We start from the raw sequence: 20,460 nt of genomic DNA on the forward strand, positions 1-20,460 counted from the left end.
TGCACGCCTGGGAGGATGGTCGGGTTATCGTTCCCAACGTCCTCCAGGAATGCCCACTCTCGTCAAGGGTTTGCGGAAGTTTGAGTCGCTTTTCCTGGGGTGGAAACTTGCTCAGACTCCACTTGTGTGTACACCGTAGCTACGAAGAGGGGGGAGGACAGAGGATGCGAGAGCTTTTGTTGCATAGGAGAAGGGGAACCATCATAAAAGAAATGGCACTGACTTAAGGGCAATTTAGTGTGCTAAACTACCAATTTACAAGGGTTTCACGCTTGACTGTTGCTTAATTCAGTGGCATTCATCATAAAAGATGTAGTTGGCAAAGTCTGGAACACGACTCCTCTCTTGCTCCCCTCTTGCTCCCCTCTCCCAAGCTTGGGAGAGGGGTTGGGGGTGAGGGCTGTAGCTTGAGGGCTGTAGCTTAAGTTGATATCACCCTGTTCCCTAATTAACGTTACAACGCCTCATCCAATGCTTCAGCTTCTTCCTCAGAACCCGATAAAGGAACTAACGCCACCGCTGCGATCGCATCCTCCTCATCTAAGCGTTGTACTCGTATCCCTGTCGCCATTCGGGATTGAGGGGAAATGGCATCAATGGCTTGGCGAATAATAATGCCTCGCATCGTCACCACCATCAATTCATCCCCTTCATTCACCACCCGCAACGCGGCGAGTTTATCTTTGCTATGGCGGAACTTAATCGTCACTAATCCCATTCCGGCGCGATTTTGCAGTCGGAATTGAGACACTGGCACTCGCTTGCCTAAACCGCCTGTGGTAACCACCAAAACCCAGGGTCCTTGACCGGCGGTTTCGTGAATCTCTTCCCCATTGAGTTCATCACTGCTGCTGGTATCGTCTTCCATTTCCGCCTCTTCATCGGCTGTAGCAATCAGTCTCTCCACAACTTGAGCCGGGAGAATATCCATACTGATCAACTCATCCTTAGAGCGCAGCTTCATCGCCTTAACCCCCCGTGTAGCCCGACCCAGGGGACGGAGTTGGTCATGATCGGCTTTAAAATGAATTGCCATTCCCTTACTCGAACCAATGATAATACTATCTTCAGCTCGGCATAGACGCACCCAGCGCAGTTGATCGCCCTCACCTAGAGAAATGGCAATTAAACCATTTGCCCGGATATTACTAAAGGCATCCAACGCCGTTTTTTTGATATACCCTTTGCGGGTTAACATCACCAAATACACATCATCGGTGAACTCACTAACCGGTACAACCGAGGTAATTTTTTCATTGTGGGGAATCGGCAGCATTTGCACGATCGGTACCCCTCTGGCGGTACGAGATGTGGCGGGGATTTGGTAAGCGCGTAGGGAGTAAACCACACCGCGATCGCTAAAAAATAGCAGGGTGTCGTGATCACAGCAACTCAGGAAATGCTCAACCCCGTCATCCTCCTTAATCCGGGCGGCGGCTTTGCCCCGGGTTGCCCGAGCTTGGGCAGCAAAGGAGTGAATGGGCATCCGTTTGATATACCCTTGTTCCGTGACTAAAATTATTGCTTTTTCATTGGCGATTAGGTCAATATCATCCAGTTCCCCTTCCACCTCTTGAATCACCGTGCGGCGAGGTGTACCATGGGTTGTTTTGATCTGAAGCGCTTCAGTTTCGATAATTTCTAGGATGCGCTGTCGATTCGCCAGAATATCTTGTAGATCCGCAATGCGAACTTGTAACTCTTCGTGTTCGGCTTGAATTTTCTGGGCTTCTAATGCCGTCAAGCGTCGCAGTTGCATTTGCAAAATGGCATCAGCTTGGGCTTCGGACAGTCCAAATTGGTCGATTAATTGACTCTTGGCGGTGGCGGTATCGGCAGCGGCACGAATTACAGCGATTACCGCATCCAAGTTATCTAGGGCAATGAGTAACCCTTGCAACAGATGATCCCGTTCCTCGGCTTTGCGAAGTTCGTATTGGGTGCGCCGGGTAATTGTTTCGATGCGGAACTCGAGGAAAACTTCGAGGAACTGTTTGATGGTCAATAGTTGGGGTTCATTCCCGACTAATGCCAGCATGTTGGCACCAAAATTGCTTTGGATGGGAGTTTGCTTGTAGAGATTGTTGAGAACCACACGGGGATAGGCATCCCGCTTCAGTTCAATCACTATCCGCATTCCCTGGCGATCGCTTTCATCCCGAATATCCGAAATGCCTTCAATGCGCTTATCATTAACCAGTTCGGCAATTTTTTCAATCAGTGCCGCTTTATTGGTTTGGTAGGGTAGTTCGGTGACAATAATCGCTTCTTTATCAGGGCGTCCCCGGTGTTCTATGGTTTCAACTTGCGCCACACCCCGCATGGTGATTGAACCGCGCCCGGTGGTGTAGGCGTCTTTGATGCCCGATCTGCCCAGGATTTGACCGCCCGTGGGAAAGTCAGGGGCGGGAATATACCGCATCAATTCTTTTTCGGTGATTTCTGGGTTATGGATTAGGGCGACTAAGCCATCCACCAATTCACCCAAATTATGGGGCGGGATATTGGTTGCCATACCAACAGCAATACCCGATGATCCATTCAGGAGTATCTGGGGAACCCGGGCGGGGAGGACGATCGGTTCTTGTTGTGATCCATCGAAGTTATCCAGGAAATCGACAGTTTCCGACTCAATATCCCGGAGTAGGGAGTCTGTGGCTAAGGATTGCAAGCGGCATTCTGTGTAACGCATTGCCGCTGGTGGATCATTATCCACCGAGCCAAAGTTACCATGTCCGTTAATTAGGGGCGATCGCATGGAGAAATCCTGCGCCATGCGAACTAAGGCATCGTACACCGCTGTATCGCCGTGGGGGTGATATTTCCCTAAGACTTCACCCACAACACGGGCGCATTTACGGAAGGGGCGATCGGGCGTGAGTCCCAGTTCATGCATCGCATAGAGAATCCGCCGATGTACTGGCTTGAGTCCATCCCTCGCATCGGGTAGCGCCCGACCCACGATGACGCTCATGGCATATTCTAGGTATGACCTAGACATTTCGCTGCGAAGATTTGTCGGGACAATCCGCTCTTGGGAGGTACTCATAGAACGAAAAACTCCATAAAAATTCAGGATTTAGGCAAAAAAAGCGCAAAAAGTGAGCTAAACCGCTATGTTTAACCCAAATAGTTGCTAAAATGTGCCACTTTCTTTTAATATTTATATTTTAACACAAGTTTACCCGGACTCGGAGTCAGGGAAAGCCTTATTGGGATAAGGGATAGACGTGTTTTCGGGGGTTCGCGATCGCGTAGAGTCCAAATGAGCAGTTACTCACTACTGACTTATGAGCGGTTTTGAGATAGTTTAGAGTTACGTTGCCGAGTGCCGTATAGCGTATAGGGGGAACCCGTACACAAGCCAGCCCGACAGAAACAGGCAAGTCTTGTCCACGAGGAATCGGGTTAAAGGTAACGGTTGATTGATAGTAGGCGATCAGTTAGGCTTTCTGCCTTGCTAAACGCCCTGTAATTACCCGAAACAAGGAAACAGGAACCATGGAAGTAGCCATTGCAATAATCGCATTTTGCATCATTGCGACTCTGGTAATGCCGGGGCTGCTGTCTCGGAATCTGACAATTGCGTTGCTTGGCTTTGCTGTCTTGTATCTGGTCAGACCGAATCTACTGACCACAGAACAAGCTCTGGCTATTATTGTTTTCGGTATTCTGTTTATGTTGGTTATCCCTGATCTGGCGAAAAAATAGTGAGCATTATCAACAGGATTAACTCCATCTAAACTTTTAATTCTATCTGCGTGATCTTTTTTATCAGCCACTCCAAGAAAAATGTATCCATCACTATCAGGATCGGAATTTGCAATTCCACAAATCGTTTCCATTAGTCTCTGAACTAAATTTTCATTCAACTCTCTCTTTGCTGCTGATAAATTCACTAAACCTTGCTTAAACTCATATTTTGTGGTTTCTATACGAGAGCGAAGTAGGGAGTTCTTAAAAAATTGTATTAATTCGGCACCTTGACCAAGAGTTGATGTATCTTTTTTTGCAAAATAATCTTGAATTAACCCTTATGTTGCCTTAAGCTTCAGCAATGCCTTCGCCTTAGCTATCCGTACCAAATGTTCAACATATTCATACTGCTGCCACAATCGCTCCTCTTGGGCTGTTAACCCGATTGTCCGATTCTTTTCTAGCAGGTGTTCAATGTGCTGCTGCAACACCGGAGATGGCTTCAGTGCCAAAATTTCCTCTGGAGTTGGCAGATTCGCCAAAAACTCCAAAACGTCTGTCAGTCCAGAAAATCCAGATTGAGCATCCCCATTCCATTCCCGCAACCCTAGTTCTAAAATCTGCGGCAACTGATCTTGCAGTGGACTCAATCGGAGTGCCAACTCATCTGAGACTTCAACGCTAATCTGCATTCTGTGAATTTAAAGATTTGCCAAAGTATTCAGCCTCATTTTAACTTATCGCACTAATTGGGTTGGTCAGATTTGGTGTGGCGATCGCTGTTGGCAATTCCGGGTGATGAGTCGGAATTGGTTTGGGTGGGGACAACTCAGGGGTTCTATTTAGGTACGTCTGACAAGTGCGAGATAGTGTCTGAGGTTGAGCATCGCGCGATTACAGCCTTTTGCCCAAAGTCCAATTAACTTTCCAAGATACCAGCAATTGAACATAAACAATTTCCAACAGCATCAACACAGAAATTCCAGCCAGCTCTTGGCGTTTCGGGAATTGTTGACGCTCCCATTAATTGAAAAATAGGCTCCAGTTTAGGATTACCGATGTGTGCTGAACCTATGCGGAGTTCATTTAAACCGACAAGAGGAGCCGTCATTGATCGAGCTTGTGGCTCGTCCAATCCCTTAGCCATCAAAATCTTCTCTAAAAGCTTTATCTGCCTTAGCTTTTTGTCTACTACTCCCCCCAGATTACTCAAGGTATTACGAAGTAGCTCAACCTGCATTGTTTCAACGACCCACCCATAGAGAACTTTTGCAAGTTCAAGAACCTCTGAAAATTGGTTACTGACTGGTCCTACACTTAGTCTACGTAGCTCTTGATTACTTGGCTCTGCATCACTAAATAAATGGGCAGAGGCTTGATGTTGAAAACTAGCATTAAGTTGAGAGCGAACATCTCGGATTAAATTGACTACCCCAGGTGAGTGAGGTGGATTCTGTTGCATTCTTGTTTGGAACATCTCTTCACAAATATCACCACTCGGCAGCGAAGAAAATGATGCCCAATAGGCTTGTTCCGCAAGACTCAGATTAGCTATATCGGGAGCAAAAACATTAAACTAATCCCTGGGAATTAATCCCTACATCAATCGTACCTCTATCACCAGGTAAGGAAGCTACTCCCCAGTTCCGCATATGAAAAAATACCCTGTATCCAGGAACTTGCAGATACTTTTGCAGAACCTCTGGACGGAAATATAAATATCCTAACCATCCAATCTCGCTGCTAGAATTTACCAAATAAGTGTTTTTTTGCAAAGCTTGTCTCTTTCCCTCATCATTCACTATAAAGCTTGGCAACTCTGATTCTTGTATCGGGTCTTCTCCAAAAAAATACCAAGGACTACGCTCAAACTTCGGTCTATCATAAGGTTCGATTATGAAATTCCGGCGCAAAATAGAGCGTCCGCGAAAAGAACTATGCTTAGTGAAATCAGGAGTATGTATATTTGTTGAAATCCAAGTAAGCTCATCAATTTGCTTGTTTTCACTTGGCTCAATCTCAAGCTCCTCTTCTGTTGCTGCATTTGCAAAACGATCAGCAGTTACAGAAATTAGTAACCCCATGCCCAAGGCTGATAAGAAATCACGTAAATAGTCCCGATGAATGATTACCCGATCTGTAGGATCGTAAGTTTTATGAGAATCCAGGTTAGGCTTTTCCCTGTCTGAATATTTAAACCAATCACGCAGCTTCATAGAAGATAACCTTAAAAATTTAACTTTACCAAACTAAACAATCAATCCCGATTTCTTGTATGAGACGTTAGCAATTCTTCTTTAGTAATTGGGGTTATTCTCAGCGTATCTAAAGGAATTAAAAACTCCCCGTTTTGAATTTTAATATCTAGGGCATCAATCACAAATCTGACATCCAGGAAACTGGCATCTTCGTAATCATTACCTTCATAGCGTTTGATTTGCTCTTCCGTAAGTCCAGCTAAGTTCGCTAGTTCTTGATGGCTGAGTTTAGCCGCCATACGCGCTTTAATTAAAACTTGCGGGAAATAGTCAAGATCGTCGAGCTTCAGTACGATAGGGCTGTGGCGATCGTGGGATGTAAGCCTTTCATATTCAGCGATTTCTGCTTTTAATTTATCGAGATGAGATTGTAATGAACTTCTCATCAGCTCCCAGCCGTCAGGATCATTTGTTTTCCTGGCTTCATCCCTCTCTGTTGCGGCTATAGATTTTTCAAATTCTCCGATAAGCCCCTGAGTAACTGTATACTCTTTTTCATCTTTAATCATAATTTCCACCTCACTAAATCTATGGCAATAATCCCTTTTTTATTATACTTTCTATCTTGCTGAAATAATTCAAAAGAATCCATTCCGTAATTGCCGATGGGTTGGTCGGATGGAAAGATTTCACCTCCATATTTAGCTTTCTGTCCAGCACGGTCATAATGATTCAGTAATCGAGGAGCATGAATTCTGAGATAGTCTATATCTACCTCTTCTCTATCCCAACAGGCATCGAAATCCCTTGGGTCTGCTTTGATGGTAACAAAGCTGCCATTGATATATATTGTCCGGCAACCTGCTGCTTTTAGCTGATCCATTGCCATTTGCAGTCCCCGTATTAAACGCAACCTAAGCGCATTGGTTCCAAATCGTTCTACAAATTCCTCCCATTCGCAAAAATGCACTCCTGGTGGTAGATTGCCGTTTTCGTCGAAGTCTGGAATCACTCCCTTACACCTGTTCCACAAATTAATTGTCCAGCTTTTGAGCGTACCATTTAAGGTGGAGGCTTAGACCAGGTGCATGGCGGGTTTGCGGGTTCCCCGGATTGTGAATGAGCGTGCGGCTTTCCAGGCGAGCTGGCTCGGATGTATAAATTTGTCGCCAATTTCCTAGACAAAGTTAGGGAATTATTCTATACTGAGCAATTGTGACCAAATTAATTGCCAGTTGCGCGATCGCGACTTACTCGATCGCAACTCAGGTCAACAGAAGCTGTGGTCTTGGATTTATCCAGTCAAACCACCAAGTTGAGAGCAGCTCGTTCTACTTTAGAACTAGAGCGAACTCAGATAAAAAAGCCATAAGGCGCTTGTAGTAGCAGCTTCTGACCTTAGGCAATTGCCATTCGCCTCGTGGGGATACTGAGGAGATAACTCTTTAAGTCCCAGCGTTCCACGGCGACGCGGTTAGTCAGTACTAACCCAAATTTCCACAACTAACCAGGCAAGAATTACCCTCAATCGAGGAAATCCCTGTCGATTAGTCAGGAAGATAACCTGCTGAGGCACTAGCGGATTCACTTGTGAATCAACGCCAAACCTGCCTCGCTGTAACGTCTAGAAAGGAGAAGCCCGTGTCTGTCGGTATCCTCGGCACGAAACTCGGCATGACCCAAGTCTTTGACGAGGAAGGACGCGCCCTTCCTGTCACAGTCGTTCAAGCGGGTCCTTGTCGGGTGACTCAAATCAAAACCAAGCAAACGGATGGCTACAGTGCTGTGCAACTGGGCTATCACGAAGTTAAAGACAAGGCAGTCAATAAGCCAGAAAAGGGGCATTTAGCCAAATCTGAGGCTCCCCCCTTACGTCACCTGCGCGAATATCGCCTAGATAACACCGACGAATTTCAACTCGGTCAAGTTATTAATGCCGAAATATTTAGTGCGGGTCAACTGGTCGATGTCTCTGGTAATACCATTGGTCGCGGCTTTGCTGGCTATCAAAAACGCCATAACTTTAAGCGCGGACCTATGGCGCATGGTTCAAAAAACCACCGCTTACCCGGTTCCACTGGTGCCGGAACAACGCCCGGTCGTACCTTCCCCGGGAAGAAAATGGCAGGTCGTTATGGCGGTAAACGTCAGACCATTCGCAAACTACAGGTGGTGCGCGTAGACACAGAGCGAAACCTACTGATTATTAAAGGGGCAGTTCCCGGTAAGCCAGGAGCGCTTTTAAATATTGCACCCACGAATAAAGTCGGGCGATAGTCATGCATTGTTGATTGTTGATTGTTCATTATTCATTGTTTATACCCACCGATGAATTATGAACAACCAGAATAAAGACTAAGGACTAAAAACTATGGTCGATTGTATAGTGCGAAACTGGCAAGGGGAAGAAGTGGGACAGGCAACCCTAGAGCTGAAAGTCGCCAAAGAAGATAGTGCGTCTCACATTGTTCATCGAGCATTAGTTAGACAAATGACCAATGCTCGTCAAGGAACCGCATCCACGAAAACCCGCGCCGAAGTTAGAGGGGGCGGACGTAAACCGTGGCGGCAAAAAGGAACAGGTCGCGCTCGGGCTGGCACAAATCGCTCACCCTTGTGGCGAGGTGGGGGCATCATCTTTGGTCCCAAGCCTAGAGATCATAACCTGAAGATGAACCGCAAAGAGCGGCGCTTGGCACTGCGAACAGCATTGCAGGGTCGAGCCGAGGATATGATTGTCGTCGAAGAGTTTGCCGATCAACTGCCCCGTCCTAAAACCAAAGACTTGATGGACGCGATCGCGCGTTGGGGAATTGATCCAAATCAGAAAGTCCTTTTGATTCTACCGCAATCCGCACAGCAGGTTTATTTGTCAGCGCGTAATGTGCCAAGCCTCAAGCTAATCTATGCTGACAGCTTAAATGTCTACGATGTATTGAACGCTGACAAAATTGTCACCACCAATACAGCCCTTGCCAAAATTCAGGAGGTTTACAGTGACTAAATCTACTAACCCCCGCGACCTGGCAGACATGGTGCTTTGCCCAATTGTGACGGAAAAAGCCACGTTGCTATTAGAAGATAACAAATACGTCTTTGATGTTGTTCCCAAAGCCACTAAACCTCAAATCAAAGCGGCAATAGAAAGCCTTTTTGATGTCAAAGTTACGGGTGTAAATACCTTAATGCCACCTCGCAGAAAGCGTCGCGTCGGCAGATTTATCGGGTACAAGCCCCAATATAAACGGGCAATTGTCACCTTAGCGCCTGAAGACTCAATTACCCTGTTCCCAGACGTATAAAACAATGGTGAGTGTTGAATGTGTAGGGGCGGGTTTGACTACTATCTTTTATTACCCAATCCAGATGCAACTAAACCCGCCCCGACCGAGTTTTCAGGGACATAAGACATAAGACGAATGACATAAGACGAATGACAAATGACAAATAAAGGATAGTTTTATGGGAACTCGTAGTTATAAACCCTATACACCTAGTACCCGTCAGGTTACGATCTCAGACTTTGCCGAGATTACCCGCGATGAACCAGAAAAATCGCTAACGACATCTAATCACCGTCCCAAGGGTCGCAATAATCGGGGGGTGATTACCAGTCGGCGTCGGGGAGGTGGACACAAGCGCCTCTATCGCATCATCGACTTTCACCGGAACAAGCACAATATTCCGGCTAAAGTAGCATCCATTGAATATGACCCGAACCGGAACGCCCGGATTGCCCTGCTTTACTATCAGGATGGCGAAAAACGCTATATTTTGCATCCGGCTGGTTTAGAAGTGGGCGCATCTGTGATTTCTGGACCCGATGCTCCGATTGAGGTGGGTAATGCTTTACCTCTGAGCAATATCCCTCTAGGAACCAGCGTGCATAACGTAGAAATGGTACCCGGAAAAGGCGGTCAAATCGTCCGTGCGGCTGGGGTGAGTGCCCAAGTCGTTGCCAAAGAAGGAAAGTATGTCACGCTGAAGTTACCCTCGACGGAAGTTCGCATGGTGCAGCGAAATTGCTATGCCACGATTGGACAGGTTGGGAATAGTGATGCTCGTAACCTCAGTTTAGGGAAAGCCGGTCGTAGCCGTCGCTTGGGACGCCGTCCTAAAGTCAGAGGAAGCGTCATGAACCCGGTGGATCATCCCCACGGTGGTGGCGAAGGTAGAGCGCCTATTGGTCGATCAGGTCCAGTCACACCATGGGGTAAACCCACTTTGGGTGCTAAAACTCGGAAGCCGAAAAAACAAAGCACGGCTTTAGTTGTCCGCCGTCGGCGCAAATCCTCGAAGCGAGGACGGGGTGGGCGTCAAGCTTAACGCTTGTATCCAATCACTGACCATTTACAATGTTGAGATTATGGGTCGTTCGTTAAAAAAAGGTCCATTTATTGCCGACAGTCTTCTGAGTAAGATTGAAGCCTTAAATACTAAAGGCGAAAAGCAGGTGATTAAAACCTGGTCACGCGCCTCAACCATTCTGCCGCAAATGGTGGGTCATACCATCGCCGTTCATAATGGCAGAACCCATGTGCCGATTTTTATCAATGAGCAGATGGTGGGGCATAAACTGGGCGAATTTGCCCCAACTCGTACCTTTCGCGGTCATTCTAAAAGTGATCGCCGGGCGCGTTAATCGGCACGATGCTGTTCGCGGAGTTGGCAGCTTTTATCTCGCTCTTCCCCATTAGAGATCACAAAAACTATGGCGACGATAGATACGACAGTAGAAACCAAAGCGATCGCACGTTACATTCGTATGTCCCCCTTGAAAGTTAGGCGGGTTCTTGATCAGATTCGCGGACGTTCCTACCGCGAAGCCCTGATTATTCTAGAATTTATGCCCTACCGGGCGTGCGAACCCGTGCTGAAAGTCCTACGATCCGCCGTGGCGAATGCCGAACATAATGCGGGTTTAGATCCAACAAACTTGGTGATTAGCCATGCTTCTGCTGATATGGGACCCAGCTTTAGGCGCTATCGCCCCAGAGCCCAAGGTCGAGCTTATCAGATTCGCAAGCCAACTTGTCATATAACGGTGGCGGTTTCACCCCAAGTTGAGGACTAGTTAATCGTTATCAATGATCACGATTGACAACGGACAAACACAAAGTAAAGGAAGGTTTCGTGGGACAAAAAATTCATCCAATTGGTTTTCGCTTAGGTATCACTCAAGAGCATCGCTCCTGTTGGTTTGCTGATACCAAGCGTTACCCAGAAGTCCTGCAAGAGGACTACATCATCCGACAATACATCGAAAAAAATCTGAGTAACGCCGGAATTTCGATGATCCGGATCGAACGCAAAGCCGATCAAATTGATTTAGAAGTCCATACAGCGCGACCTGGTGTCGTGGTTGGTCGTGGCGGTAGTGGCATTGAATCCTTGCGTACAGGTCTCCAAGACCTTTTAGGGAGCAATCGTCAAATTCGCATCAATGTCATTGAAGTCGCCCGGGTGGATGCCGATGCGGAGCTAATTGCCGAGTACATTGCCCAACAGCTCGAACGCCGGGTATCCTTCCGTCGAGTTGTCCGTCAAGCGATTCAACGGGCGCAACGGGCAGATGTCCAAGGCATCAAAGTGCAAGTGAGTGGTCGCCTGAATGGTGCTGAAATTGCGCGAACGGAGTGGACTCGTGAAGGTCGAGTTCCCCTACATACCCTGCGAGCGGATATTGATTATTCCTACCGTACCGCTAGCACCATCTACGGGATTCTCGGTGTGAAAGTCTGGATCTTCAAAGGCGAAATCATTCCGTCTACCGAAGAAGTCGCTCCCCCGCCAACGGCTCAACCCCGTCGTCGTCAACAACGGCGTCGCCAGCAATTTGAAGATCGTTCTAATGAATAGTCATTTGAAGAGTCATTTGTCCTTTGTCTGGGGTGAGGTGACAACGGGCAAACGATAAACAACCACGAATAACCGATAACGGACAAAAATAACTATGTTAAGTCCTAAACGAACGAAATTCCGCAAACAGCATCGCGGGCGGATGAGAGGTCAAGCGACTCGCGGCAACTCCCTCAATTTTGGGGACTTTGGCTTGCAAGCGACTGAACCGTCCTGGATTACGGCTCGTCAAATTGAAGCCGGTCGTCGAGCCATGACTCGCTATATTCGCCGGGGCGGAAAAATCTGGATTCGCGTGTTTCCAGATAAACCTGTGACCATGCGTCCCGCTGAAACTCGTATGGGTTCCGGGAAAGGGTCACCTGAATATTGGGTAGCTGTGGTTAAACCCGGTCGAATTCTCTATGAAATCGCTGGTGTTCCCGAACCCCTTGCCCGCGAAGCCATGCGTCTAGCGGCTAACAAATTTCCCATTAAAACAAAGTTCGTTACTCGTGAAGGGGAATAAGTATTTATGCCTTTGCCCAAAATAGACGACGCCAGAACCTTAAGCGATCAAGAGTTAGCGGATGAAATTTTAGCTGCCAAGCGTGAGCTATTTGAACTGCGGTTGCAACAAGCCACCCGCCGTTTGGAAAAACCCCATCAGTTTAAGCATCTCAAACATCGCATTTCTCAGATGATGACTGTCGCGCGAGAGCGGCAATTGGCAGCAGTGTCTGAAGAGACAACCCCACAAACGGTGAGTGATTCAGCCGATGCAGCGACAACGGCTACAGCCACGACTCAACCCCCTCAAGCCGAGGTGGAAGAGTCGGTTCAAGCCGATGAGCAAGAGTCAGTGAGTGAACCCGATGCGACTGAAGTCACCCCTGAATCCTCACCATCTGAGGCAAAAGAAGAGGAGTAAATCACGATGGCAGTAAAAGAACGAGTTGGTTTGGTTGTGAGCAACAAAATGGATAAAACCGTGGTTGTTGCTGTCGAAAACCGATCGCCCCACCCGAAGTACGGCAAAATCATTGTCAATACCAAGCGATACAAGGCACACGATGAAGAAAATCGCTGTCAAGAAGGCGATCGCGTCCGCATTCAAGAAACCCGACCTCTCAGTCGCACGAAACGCTGGCAGGTTACGGATATTCTCAATAGGGCCTCAATTTAATTAAGGCGTATTGACCCTTCGCCACCCTCGAAGGAACTTGGTTTTGGGTTTTAAATGTTCACGAATCGGTGGGAAACGATAATCGTGAAATCCACTCCGACTTGCCTCACAACTCATAACTCTGAATCAAGAGCACAAATCAGATGATTCAACAACAAACCTATTTAAATGTGGCTGACAATAGCGGTGCGCGTAAAGTAATGTGCATTCGCGTCCTCGGTTCTGGAAACCGACGTTACGGTAGTGTGGGTGACGTGATTATTGCTGTGGTTAAGGATGCGATTCCTAACATGGCAATTAAAAAGTCCGATGTCGTTCGGGCGGTTATTGTCCGCACTCGTAAAGGATTGCGCCGGGAAAGCGGCATGAGTATTCGTTTTGACGATAACGCGGCTGTGATTATTAACCCGGAAGGCAATCCTAGAGGAACTCGCGTATTTGGTCCTGTAGCGCGAGAACTACGGGAAAGAAATTACACGAAAATTGTGTCCTTAGCGCCGGAGGTACTCTGATGGCTAAAAAGACAGAAAATGCGCCACCGCGCTACAAAATGCATATCAAAAAAGGCGACACTGTGCAAGTGATTAGTGGTCACGATAAAGGTAAGGTCGGAGAAATTCTGCAAACCTTACCGAAAGACAGTAAGGTTGTCGTCAAAGGCGTGAATGTCAAAACCAAACACGTCAAGCCTCAGCAAGAAGGCGAAACGGGTCAAATTGCTACAATTGAATCCCCGATTCACAGTTCCAATGTCATGCTTTATTCTAATAAGCAAAAAGTGGCAAGTCGTATCTGTTATACCTTGACTGAAGAGGGACGCAAGGTACGAATGCTGAAGAAAACGGGTGAAATAATTGACTAATATCTTCGTCAAGTCCTTTGAGTCATTACAAAGGACGAATGACAAAGGACAAAGGACAAATGACACCCCCTGACCAAGCCCAGGGAAAAAGGATAACCACCATGTCTGACCGATTGAAAACACTCTATCAAGACACAATTGTTCCCAAACTTAAAGAACAGTTTGGGTATACAAACATCCATCAAGTCCCGGGTGTGACCAAAATCACCGTCAACCGGGGATTAGGAGAAGCCTCTCAAAATGCGAAAGCCCTGGAATCCTCATTGAGTGAACTGGCGATCATTACCGGTCAAAAACCTGTGGTCACCCGTGCCAAAAAAGCGATCGCGGGATTTAAAATCCGTGAAGGAATGCCCGTGGGGGTCATGGTGACCCTGCGATCGAAACGGATGTACTCGTTCTTGGATCGCCTAATTAGCTTAGCCCTGCCGCGAATTCGTGACTTTCGCGGGATCAGCCCTCGCAGTTTCGACGGTCGCGGTAACTACACCTTAGGCATCCGAGAACAACTGATTTTCCCGGAAATAGACTACGACAGTATCGATCAAATTCGTGGCATGGATATTTCAATTATCACAACCGCAAACACCGATGAAGAGGGTCGCGCTTTACTCAAAGAGATGGGAATGCCTTTCCGGGAGAAATAAGCCTGTAAGAATAGGAAGGAACTAATGGCGGCAAACGATACAATTGCAGATATGCTGACCCGCATTCGGAATGCGTGCTTGGTGCGGCATCAAACAACAAATGTCCCAGCAACAAAAATGACCCGTGCAATTGCCCAGGTCTTGAGAGAGGAAGGTTTTATTGCCGAGTTTGAAGAAGCTGGAGAAGGCATCAAAAAATACTTAGTGATTTCTTTGAAATACAAAGGAAAAACTCGTCAACCTATTATCCGAGCGCTGAAACGGGTGAGTAAACCCGGTCTCAGAGTTTACAAAAACCGCAAGGAATTACCGCGAGTTCTGGGTGGTATTGGGATTGCGATTATTTCCACCTCCAGTGGCATCATGACTGACCGGGAAGCCCGACGACAAGGAGTTGGTGGTGAAGTGCTGTGTTACATCTGGTAGCACGGCTCAAATCAGCACTTTAGCTCTTTTGAATTCTTTTGCCCGGATAAGGAGTATAAAATTATGTCGCGTATTGGCAAACGCCCGATAACAATTCCCAATAAAGTGACCGTGACCATTGAAGGTCAACAGGTTACCGTCAAAGGACCCAAAGGAGAACTCCAACGAGTTCTACCGAAACAAGTCACCGTTGAACAAGAAGGCGAAACCATTCAAGTGCGGCGACGGGATGAATCCAGACTTGCCCGTCAGCGCCACGGATTGTCTCGTACCCTGGTTGCCAACATGGTTGAAGGAGTTTCCCAAGGCTTTCAGAGACGTTTAGAAATCCAAGGTGTCGGTTATCGCGCCCAAGTTCAAGGACGTAACTTAATTCTGAATGTCGGATACAGTCAACCCGTGGAAATTGTCCCGCCCCAAGACGTGCAGCTAGCCGTTGAAGGGAATACTAACGTGATTGTTAGCGGGATCAATAAAGAAATCGTCGGCAACACAGCGGCTAAAATTCGAGCGGTGCGTCCCCCTGAAGTTTATAAAGGGAAAGGCATTCGCTATGCCGGTGAAATGATTAGACGTAAAGCTGGTAAAGCAGGTAAGAAGTAACCATGAAACTTACTCGTAAAGAATCAGTCCACCGTAGACATCGGCGCGTGCGCCGAACAGTCCAAGGTAGTGCTGAACGTCCAAGATTAGCGGTCTTTCGCTCAAATCAGCACATTTATGTGCAGGTTATTGATGATTTTCAGCAACATACCCTAGTGGCAGCTTCTACTTTAGAACCTGGACTGAAGTCAGAGGTAAAATCAGGTGCCACCTGTGACGCCTCGGTTAAAGTGGGTCAGTTAATTGCCCAGCGAGCATTGGAAAAAGGCATATCTCAGGTTGTTTTTGACCGGGGAGGAAACCTTTACCATGGTCGCGTGAAAGCTTTGGCAGAAGCGGCGCGTGAAGCTGGGTTAAACTTCTAGAAGTAAGTAAAGCAAAATTTAAATTATGGCAAATCGTCGCAAAAGTAGCCGCGCTAAAGAAAAAGACAGCGCCTGGCAAGAACGGGTTATTCAAATCCGTCGGGTTAGCAAGGTGGTCAAAGGCGGGAAAAAATTAAGTTTCCGTGCAATCGTTGTCGTTGGCAATGAGCGTGGTCAAGTTGGCGTTGGTGTGGGCAAAGCCAGTGATGTGATTGGCGCTGTTCGCAAAGGGGTTGTCGATGCCAAAAAGCAAGTCATCGACGTTCCGTTAACCAAGTCGAATTCCATTCCTCACCCCTCTAATGGAGCGGCTGTTGGTGCCAAGGTTATGGTACGACCTGCTGCACCCGGTACAGGGGTAATTGCCGGCGGCGCTGTGCGGACGGTGTTGGAATTGGCAGGGGTTCGTAATATTTTAGCCAAGCAATTGGGTTCTAATAATCCCTTGAATAATGCCAGAGCTGCCGTTAATGCCCTAGATGCTCTGCGGACTTTTTCCGAAGTGGCGCAAGAACGCGGGGTTGAGATTGAGAAGCTCTATGTCTGATTGTGTAGGGGCGGGTTTAGGGACTCGCTTTTCGCCATGAATAGTAACCTTTGTCCAAAATCCGCCCTAAATGAGAGAGTTTTGAGGTTCACGATCTAAATTATGAGAATCCATACTGTAGCACCCCAAAAAGGTGCAAAGAAACGTCGTCGTCGTGTTGGTCGCGGGATTAGCGCGGGTCAAGGTGCTAGCTGTGGCTTTGGCATGCGGGGTCAAAAATCGCGATCAGGTCGGGGTACAAGACCGGGGTTTGAAGGGGGTCAGATGCCTTTGTACCGCCGCTTACCTAAGCTAAAACACTTTACGGTGATTAATCCCAAACATTACACTACGATAAATGTAGGTAAGTTGGCATCACTCCCTGCCAGTACAGAGGTGACATTATCGTCACTGATGGAAGCGGGTATCGTCACCACTAACGACGGACCGCTGAAAATTCTGGGCGACGGGGAGTTGAATGTATCGCTAAATGTTAAAGCTGCTGCCTTCACGGCTAGCGCCCGCCAAAAAATTGAGGCGGCTGGCGGGAGTTGTGAAGTAATTGAGGCGTAACTTTTTAGCGTTGGCGGGTAATGGTGCTGCTAATAGTTTGAGCTTTGGGCGACAGCCCCGCGCTGTACCCGATAGGGTCAGCGTCGGGAAGGATAGCCCGACAATGGAGTGAAGCGGAATTGTCAATCGGTACGATCTGCAAGTCCTCTAATGTATGTATTCCCTAATTACATCGGTCTGTGTCCTGTCGTTCTGTTGGCAATATTTCTTTAGATCATTCAGTTCTTGATCTGGAAGTCTAATTGTTATTGTCGCCATTGATATTTGGGGTTATAGTATGCAAATTACAGTACAATCATAACCGATGATCACCTCCTACCAGTACCGTTTAAAGCCGAATTACGAACAACGTTGTCGTTTGACTCGTTGGCTCGATATGTTGCGTTGTCAGTACAACTGGCTGTTGGCAGAACGTTTTGATTGGTGGGAGATGAATCGTACTACGGTTAATGCTTGCCCCAATACTTGCAGTATTGCTGAACCGAAAGAGCAGCCAGAATACTATGGTCAGAAGCGTTCTTTGGTACAACTGAAGCAAGAGCGTCCCGGGTATCAAGATATCCATGCTCATGTGCTTCAAGAAGTCGTTAAGCGAGTAAACTTGGCTTTTCAACGATTCCTAAAGGGGGATAGCAATGGGAAACGTAGTGGGAAACCTCGATTCAAGGGAAAGAACCGCTATCGCACTATCACCTTTCCCTCGATTAAGCCCGATTGTATTCAGGGAAATCGAATTATCTTCCCGAAGTTTGGAGCAATCAAGTTTATTCAGCATCGCCCTACCCCTGCAGGGATAGCAGGATTCCTCAATGAAATACTGCCTGACAAAGCTGAAAAAGCTGGTAAGCGGGTAATCAAAGTGAATCCTGCGGGGACATCTCAGCATTGTGCTGTTTGCTTAAACCGAGTCTCTAAGTCTCTGTCAGAGCGTTGGCATGACTGCCCTCATTGCGGTGCATCTATGCCCAGAGACTTGTGTTCAGGTATTTTGATTAAAAAAGTGGGGTTGGGCATCGCCTCACTCAAAAACGCGAAGTCTCGGAAACGGGATGGAGAAGCCCGCGCTCTAATCTATGATTGAGCGTGGGAGTATGTCACAAAAGTAGAGATACAGTTAGGTCTTGATCTAACCAAGGTCTGTAGGGCGTTTTTGACCGCGCCATCCAGGTTATTGATCTGGAACTCTAATTAAGATCAGAAGGGACGCGATTTTAATTAGCCCCGAAGTATCCTATTAGAATCCCTGTTTATTTATACCAGGGAGAGGTCAACACTGTGTCATCTGGAGGTACCCCTTTATGGTCGTCAGTCGAGACAAAGCTCCAACGGCTCAAGAAACATTTATGCAGATGGCACAAGCTGCCGGTCTTAGAGGTCGGTTGCTTTTGACCATCGGTTTGTTGATCCTAGCCCGGTTTGGTGTCTTTTTACCTGTACCGGGAATTGATCGGGAACAACTTGCCCAAGCCATCCAAGGTGGCAACGTTCCCATCGCTGGCATTTTAGATTTTTTCTCTGGGGGAGGATTCTCGGCTTTGGGAATTTTTGCCCTAGGGATTTTGCCCTATATTAATGCGTCAATTATCTTACAGTTGCTGACGGCAGCTATCCCCACGCTGGAAAATTTGCAGAAGAATGAAGGGGAAGCCGGACGTCGGAAAATTTCTCAGATTACCCGGTATGTTGCCCTGGGTTGGGCAATATTGCAAAGTGTGGGTCTGGCAATCTTTGCCAGCCGATTTGCCACAAATCCGGGAACACTGTTTTTTGTGGAAACTGTGCTAGCCATCACGGCGGGTTCAATGTTTGTGATGTGGATTTCGGAAGTGATTACCGAACGCGGGATTGGTAACGGTGCATCCTTGTTGATTTTTGTCAATATTGTGGCAGTTTTGCCTCGGACATTGGGTCAAACGATTGAATTGGCACAGACGGGGGGGAGAGAAATGGCAGGTAAGGTGGTCATTTTGCTCCTGGTTTTCCTGGTGATGATTGTCGGGATTGTCTTCGTTCAGGAGGGAACGCGCCGGATTCCGATTATTTCGGCAAGACGACAAGTTGGACGTCGCCTCTATCGAGAACGGACGAGTTATCTGCCACTACGACTGAACCAAGGTGGGGTAATGCCGATTATCTTTGCCTCAGCGGTGTTGATTCTGCCTACGTCTTTGGCTGGCTTTGCTCGTGGTGGCACGGGTGAAGGCTTTTTAGGTTCGCTCATGCAAGGGGTAAATCAGGTGGCACTTTATATCAGCCCGAATGGTCCGACACCGTGGCTGTATGTACTGGTTTATCTGGTGTTAATTCTCTTTTTCAGCTATTTCTATGCGTCGTTGATCGTGAATCCGGTTGATATGTCGCAGAATTTGAAGAAAATGGGAGCGAGTATTCCGGGAATTCGTCCAGGTAAAGCCACAAGCGACTATGTTGAGCGAGTGCTGAATCGGTTAACATTTTTGGGTGCTATTTTCCTGGGACTGGTGGCGGTTGTGCCAACGGCTGTCGAAAGTGCCACGGGAGTGACCACGTTTAGAGGGCTAGGGGCTACCTCGTTACTGATTTTGGTCGGTGTGGCAATTGACACGGCGAAACAAGTTCAAACGTATGTGATTTCACAGCGTTACGAGGGTATGGTTAAGCAGTAAAATTTGGGCTATGTCATTGGTTACTTGTCCTTTGTTCAGTGTTGATGAACCCTAAATCGGCAGTTTTTCTATAGAGGTGAGAGCTGGATTTGAGCCGCGTTGTAGAAAAGACATCAAATTGACAGAGGAGAGGACAAATGACAAATGACAAAGGACAAAGGACGAATGACAAATAACCAATGACACGATTAGTTTTTTTAGGACCACCAGGGGCAGGAAAAGGAACACAAGCTCAGCATATCGCTCAGCTTTATCAGATTCCTCATATATCTACCGGGGATATTCTACGGAGTGCGCTCGCCGCATCTACACCACTCGGACAAAAGGCTCAGTCTTATATGGAACGAGGGGAGTTGGTGCCCGATGAATTGATTCTGGATTTGATTCGCGATCGCCTTAAACAACCTGATACTCAAGCGGGTTGGATTTTGGATGGGTTTCCTCGTAATGTTAGCCAAGCGGCTTTTCTGGAAAATCTGCTTCAGGATCTTGATCAGCGGTGCGATTATGCCATTTATTTGGATGTCCCTGATGAATCAATCCTGAAACGGTTACTCTCACGGGGACGCCAAGATGATAATGAGCAGACGATTCTGCGACGCCTAGACGTCTACCGCCAACAGACGGCGCCGGTGATTGAGTTTTACCGCGATCACTCAATCTTGCGCGAGATGGATGGGGATAGACCAATGGAGGCGGTTACTGACTCTCTCAAGCAGGTGATGTCGAGTTAAGTCATCAATCAAGTTGGAGATAGCCGCTAGTTAAGTGGTGGTAGCCTGTGGACTGGACAAGTGCCGACACTACCAGAATGAAGCAGGAAGTAAACAGCAGATTTTACCCGGTATGGGGAGATTTGTTTCAGTTTTACGTAACGGATGTTCTCCTCTCTGGT

The 20,460-nt window shown here is 47.4% G+C and carries 31 protein-coding genes; 22 read left to right on the forward strand and 9 right to left on the reverse strand.

Translation table 11 applies throughout. From position 1 onward, the window contains the following. Nucleotides 1–454: 454 nt before the first annotated feature. From gyrA to RIG27_RS01725, 3 genes are all read right to left on the reverse strand, one after another. A complete protein-coding gene (gene gyrA / locus RIG27_RS01715) occupies nt 455–3,049 on the reverse strand; it encodes a DNA gyrase subunit A (RefSeq protein WP_446341856.1) in 2,595 nt (864 codons plus the stop codon). A gap of 394 nt (nt 3,050–3,443) precedes the next feature. Further along, nucleotides 3,444–4,028: an RNA-binding domain-containing protein gene (locus RIG27_RS01720; protein ID WP_446341919.1), complete on the reverse strand. Its 585-nt coding sequence runs from the start codon at nt 4,026–4,028 to the stop codon at nt 3,444–3,446. 6 nt (nt 4,029–4,034) lie between these two features. Then, nucleotides 4,035–4,388 (reverse strand): hypothetical protein, encoded by a 354-nt coding sequence (locus RIG27_RS01725; RefSeq protein WP_446341858.1) that lies wholly within the window; start codon nt 4,386–4,388, stop codon nt 4,035–4,037. A 57-nt stretch (nt 4,389–4,445) separates the two neighbouring features. Between RIG27_RS01725 and RIG27_RS01730 the strand changes: the two genes are divergently transcribed. Beyond that, entirely contained in the window at nt 4,446–4,619 is a 174-nt protein-coding gene (locus tag RIG27_RS01730) for a hypothetical protein (RefSeq protein WP_446341860.1), read from the forward strand. On the opposite strand, the gene RIG27_RS01735 is transcribed toward RIG27_RS01730, so the two are convergent. The 4 genes from RIG27_RS01735 to RIG27_RS01750 all read right to left on the reverse strand — a co-directional run bounded on the left by RIG27_RS01735 (nt 4,616) and on the right by RIG27_RS01750 (nt 6,906). Then, nucleotides 4,616–5,173: a hypothetical protein gene (locus tag RIG27_RS01735; RefSeq protein WP_446341862.1), complete on the reverse strand. Its 558-nt coding sequence runs from the start codon at nt 5,171–5,173 to the stop codon at nt 4,616–4,618. The genes RIG27_RS01730 and RIG27_RS01735 overlap by 4 nt on opposite strands. A 94-nt stretch (nt 5,174–5,267) precedes the next feature. Further along, nucleotides 5,268–5,912: a hypothetical protein gene (locus tag RIG27_RS01740; protein WP_446341864.1), complete on the reverse strand. Its 645-nt coding sequence runs from the start codon at nt 5,910–5,912 to the stop codon at nt 5,268–5,270. 41 nt (nt 5,913–5,953) lie between these two features. After that, entirely contained in the window at nt 5,954–6,463 is a 510-nt protein-coding gene (locus tag RIG27_RS01745; protein ID WP_446341866.1) for a helix-turn-helix domain-containing protein, read from the reverse strand. Beyond that, nucleotides 6,460–6,906: a DUF6932 family protein gene (locus RIG27_RS01750; RefSeq protein WP_044206588.1), complete on the reverse strand. Its 447-nt coding sequence runs from the start codon at nt 6,904–6,906 to the stop codon at nt 6,460–6,462. The genes RIG27_RS01745 and RIG27_RS01750 overlap by 4 nt, the downstream gene beginning before the upstream one ends. 629 nt (nt 6,907–7,535) lie before the next feature. Between RIG27_RS01750 and rplC the strand changes: the two genes are divergently transcribed. From rplC to rplO, 18 genes are all read left to right on the forward strand, one after another. Beyond that, nucleotides 7,536–8,171, forward strand: a complete 636-nt coding sequence (rplC, locus tag RIG27_RS01755) for a 50S ribosomal protein L3 (protein WP_446340216.1) — start codon at nt 7,536–7,538, stop codon at nt 8,169–8,171. 94 nt (nt 8,172–8,265) lie between these two features. Then, a complete protein-coding gene (rplD, locus tag RIG27_RS01760; RefSeq protein ID WP_446341869.1) occupies nt 8,266–8,898 on the forward strand; it encodes a 50S ribosomal protein L4 in 633 nt (210 codons plus the stop codon). Then, a complete protein-coding gene (locus RIG27_RS01765; RefSeq protein WP_446341871.1) occupies nt 8,891–9,196 on the forward strand; it encodes a 50S ribosomal protein L23 in 306 nt (101 codons plus the stop codon). Before rplD ends, RIG27_RS01765 begins: the two co-directional genes overlap by 8 nt. 160 nt (nt 9,197–9,356) lie before the next feature. Beyond that, nucleotides 9,357–10,220: a 50S ribosomal protein L2 gene (rplB, locus tag RIG27_RS01770; protein WP_446340191.1), complete on the forward strand. Its 864-nt coding sequence runs from the start codon at nt 9,357–9,359 to the stop codon at nt 10,218–10,220. A gap of 40 nt (nt 10,221–10,260) precedes the next feature. Beyond that, nucleotides 10,261–10,536 carry a 30S ribosomal protein S19 gene (gene rpsS, locus RIG27_RS01775; protein ID WP_006100735.1) on the forward strand — a complete coding sequence of 92 codons (276 nt, stop codon included), beginning with the start codon at nt 10,261–10,263 and terminating at the stop codon, nt 10,534–10,536. A gap of 69 nt (nt 10,537–10,605) precedes the next feature. Next, nucleotides 10,606–10,968 carry a 50S ribosomal protein L22 gene (gene rplV / locus RIG27_RS01780; RefSeq protein ID WP_446340190.1) on the forward strand — a complete coding sequence of 121 codons (363 nt, stop codon included), beginning with the start codon at nt 10,606–10,608 and terminating at the stop codon, nt 10,966–10,968. 59 nt (nt 10,969–11,027) lie between these two features. Next, nucleotides 11,028–11,753 (forward strand): 30S ribosomal protein S3, encoded by a 726-nt coding sequence (gene rpsC, locus RIG27_RS01785; RefSeq protein ID WP_446341874.1) that lies wholly within the window; start codon nt 11,028–11,030, stop codon nt 11,751–11,753. 94 nt (nt 11,754–11,847) lie between these two features. After that, a complete protein-coding gene (rplP, locus tag RIG27_RS01790) occupies nt 11,848–12,261 on the forward strand; it encodes a 50S ribosomal protein L16 (protein WP_446340188.1) in 414 nt (137 codons plus the stop codon). 6 nt (nt 12,262–12,267) lie between these two features. Then, nucleotides 12,268–12,663 carry a 50S ribosomal protein L29 gene (gene rpmC, locus RIG27_RS01795; protein WP_446340187.1) on the forward strand — a complete coding sequence of 132 codons (396 nt, stop codon included), beginning with the start codon at nt 12,268–12,270 and terminating at the stop codon, nt 12,661–12,663. Nucleotides 12,664–12,669: 6 nt separating this feature from the next. After that, complete coding sequence (rpsQ, locus tag RIG27_RS01800) at nt 12,670–12,918, forward strand: 30S ribosomal protein S17 (RefSeq protein ID WP_446340186.1); 249 nt, start codon at nt 12,670–12,672, stop codon at nt 12,916–12,918. A 143-nt stretch (nt 12,919–13,061) separates the two neighbouring features. Then, the gene (gene rplN / locus RIG27_RS01805) at nt 13,062–13,430 is read left to right on the forward strand and encodes a 50S ribosomal protein L14 (RefSeq protein ID WP_446340185.1); all 369 of its coding nucleotides are present in this window, start codon (nt 13,062–13,064) and stop codon (nt 13,428–13,430) included. After that, on the forward strand, nt 13,430–13,780 hold the full coding sequence (gene rplX, locus RIG27_RS01810) for a 50S ribosomal protein L24 (protein WP_446341878.1): 351 nt from the start codon (nt 13,430–13,432) through the stop codon (nt 13,778–13,780). The genes rplN and rplX overlap by 1 nt, the downstream gene beginning before the upstream one ends. A gap of 101 nt (nt 13,781–13,881) precedes the next feature. Continuing rightward, entirely contained in the window at nt 13,882–14,427 is a 546-nt protein-coding gene (gene rplE, locus RIG27_RS01815) for a 50S ribosomal protein L5 (protein WP_446341921.1), read from the forward strand. Nucleotides 14,428–14,451: 24 nt separating this feature from the next. Beyond that, entirely contained in the window at nt 14,452–14,853 is a 402-nt protein-coding gene (rpsH, locus tag RIG27_RS01820; protein WP_446340183.1) for a 30S ribosomal protein S8, read from the forward strand. A 63-nt stretch (nt 14,854–14,916) separates the two neighbouring features. Continuing rightward, entirely contained in the window at nt 14,917–15,456 is a 540-nt protein-coding gene (rplF, locus tag RIG27_RS01825) for a 50S ribosomal protein L6 (RefSeq protein WP_446340182.1), read from the forward strand. Between the two features lie 2 nt (nt 15,457–15,458). Continuing rightward, nucleotides 15,459–15,821 (forward strand): 50S ribosomal protein L18, encoded by a 363-nt coding sequence (gene rplR / locus RIG27_RS01830; protein WP_446341881.1) that lies wholly within the window; start codon nt 15,459–15,461, stop codon nt 15,819–15,821. A 25-nt stretch (nt 15,822–15,846) separates the two neighbouring features. After that, the gene (rpsE, locus tag RIG27_RS01835; RefSeq protein WP_446340180.1) at nt 15,847–16,368 is read left to right on the forward strand and encodes a 30S ribosomal protein S5; all 522 of its coding nucleotides are present in this window, start codon (nt 15,847–15,849) and stop codon (nt 16,366–16,368) included. A 102-nt stretch (nt 16,369–16,470) separates the two neighbouring features. Continuing rightward, nucleotides 16,471–16,920 (forward strand): 50S ribosomal protein L15, encoded by a 450-nt coding sequence (gene rplO / locus RIG27_RS01840; protein ID WP_446341883.1) that lies wholly within the window; start codon nt 16,471–16,473, stop codon nt 16,918–16,920. Between the two features lie 147 nt (nt 16,921–17,067). Here rplO and RIG27_RS01845 read toward each other — a convergent pair whose 3' ends face one another. Continuing rightward, nucleotides 17,068–17,178, reverse strand: coding sequence for a DUF6290 family protein (locus tag RIG27_RS01845; RefSeq protein ID WP_446340178.1), 111 nt, complete (start codon nt 17,176–17,178; stop codon nt 17,068–17,070). Nucleotides 17,179–17,224: 46 nt separating this feature from the next. On the opposite strand from RIG27_RS01845, the gene RIG27_RS01850 reads away from it, so the two are divergent. Continuing rightward, nucleotides 17,225–18,001, forward strand: a complete 777-nt coding sequence (locus tag RIG27_RS01850) for an RNA-guided endonuclease InsQ/TnpB family protein (RefSeq protein ID WP_446341885.1) — start codon at nt 17,225–17,227, stop codon at nt 17,999–18,001. A 217-nt stretch (nt 18,002–18,218) separates the two neighbouring features. Then, nucleotides 18,219–19,565, forward strand: a complete 1,347-nt coding sequence (gene secY, locus RIG27_RS01855; RefSeq protein ID WP_446340176.1) for a preprotein translocase subunit SecY — start codon at nt 18,219–18,221, stop codon at nt 19,563–19,565. Between the two features lie 51 nt (nt 19,566–19,616). Here secY and RIG27_RS01860 read toward each other — a convergent pair whose 3' ends face one another. Continuing rightward, on the reverse strand, nt 19,617–19,751 hold the full coding sequence (locus tag RIG27_RS01860) for a hypothetical protein (protein WP_446341887.1): 135 nt from the start codon (nt 19,749–19,751) through the stop codon (nt 19,617–19,619). Here RIG27_RS01860 and RIG27_RS01865 point away from each other — a divergent pair. After that, the gene (locus tag RIG27_RS01865; protein ID WP_446341888.1) at nt 19,745–20,299 is read left to right on the forward strand and encodes an adenylate kinase; all 555 of its coding nucleotides are present in this window, start codon (nt 19,745–19,747) and stop codon (nt 20,297–20,299) included. The genes RIG27_RS01860 and RIG27_RS01865 overlap by 7 nt on opposite strands. The last annotated feature ends 161 nt before the right edge of the window (nt 20,300–20,460 follow it).

Source organism: Coleofasciculus sp. F4-SAH-05, assembly GCF_040222985.1.
In the GTDB taxonomy this organism is placed as follows: Bacteria; Cyanobacteriota; Cyanobacteriia; order Cyanobacteriales; family Coleofasciculaceae; genus Coleofasciculus; species Coleofasciculus chthonoplastes.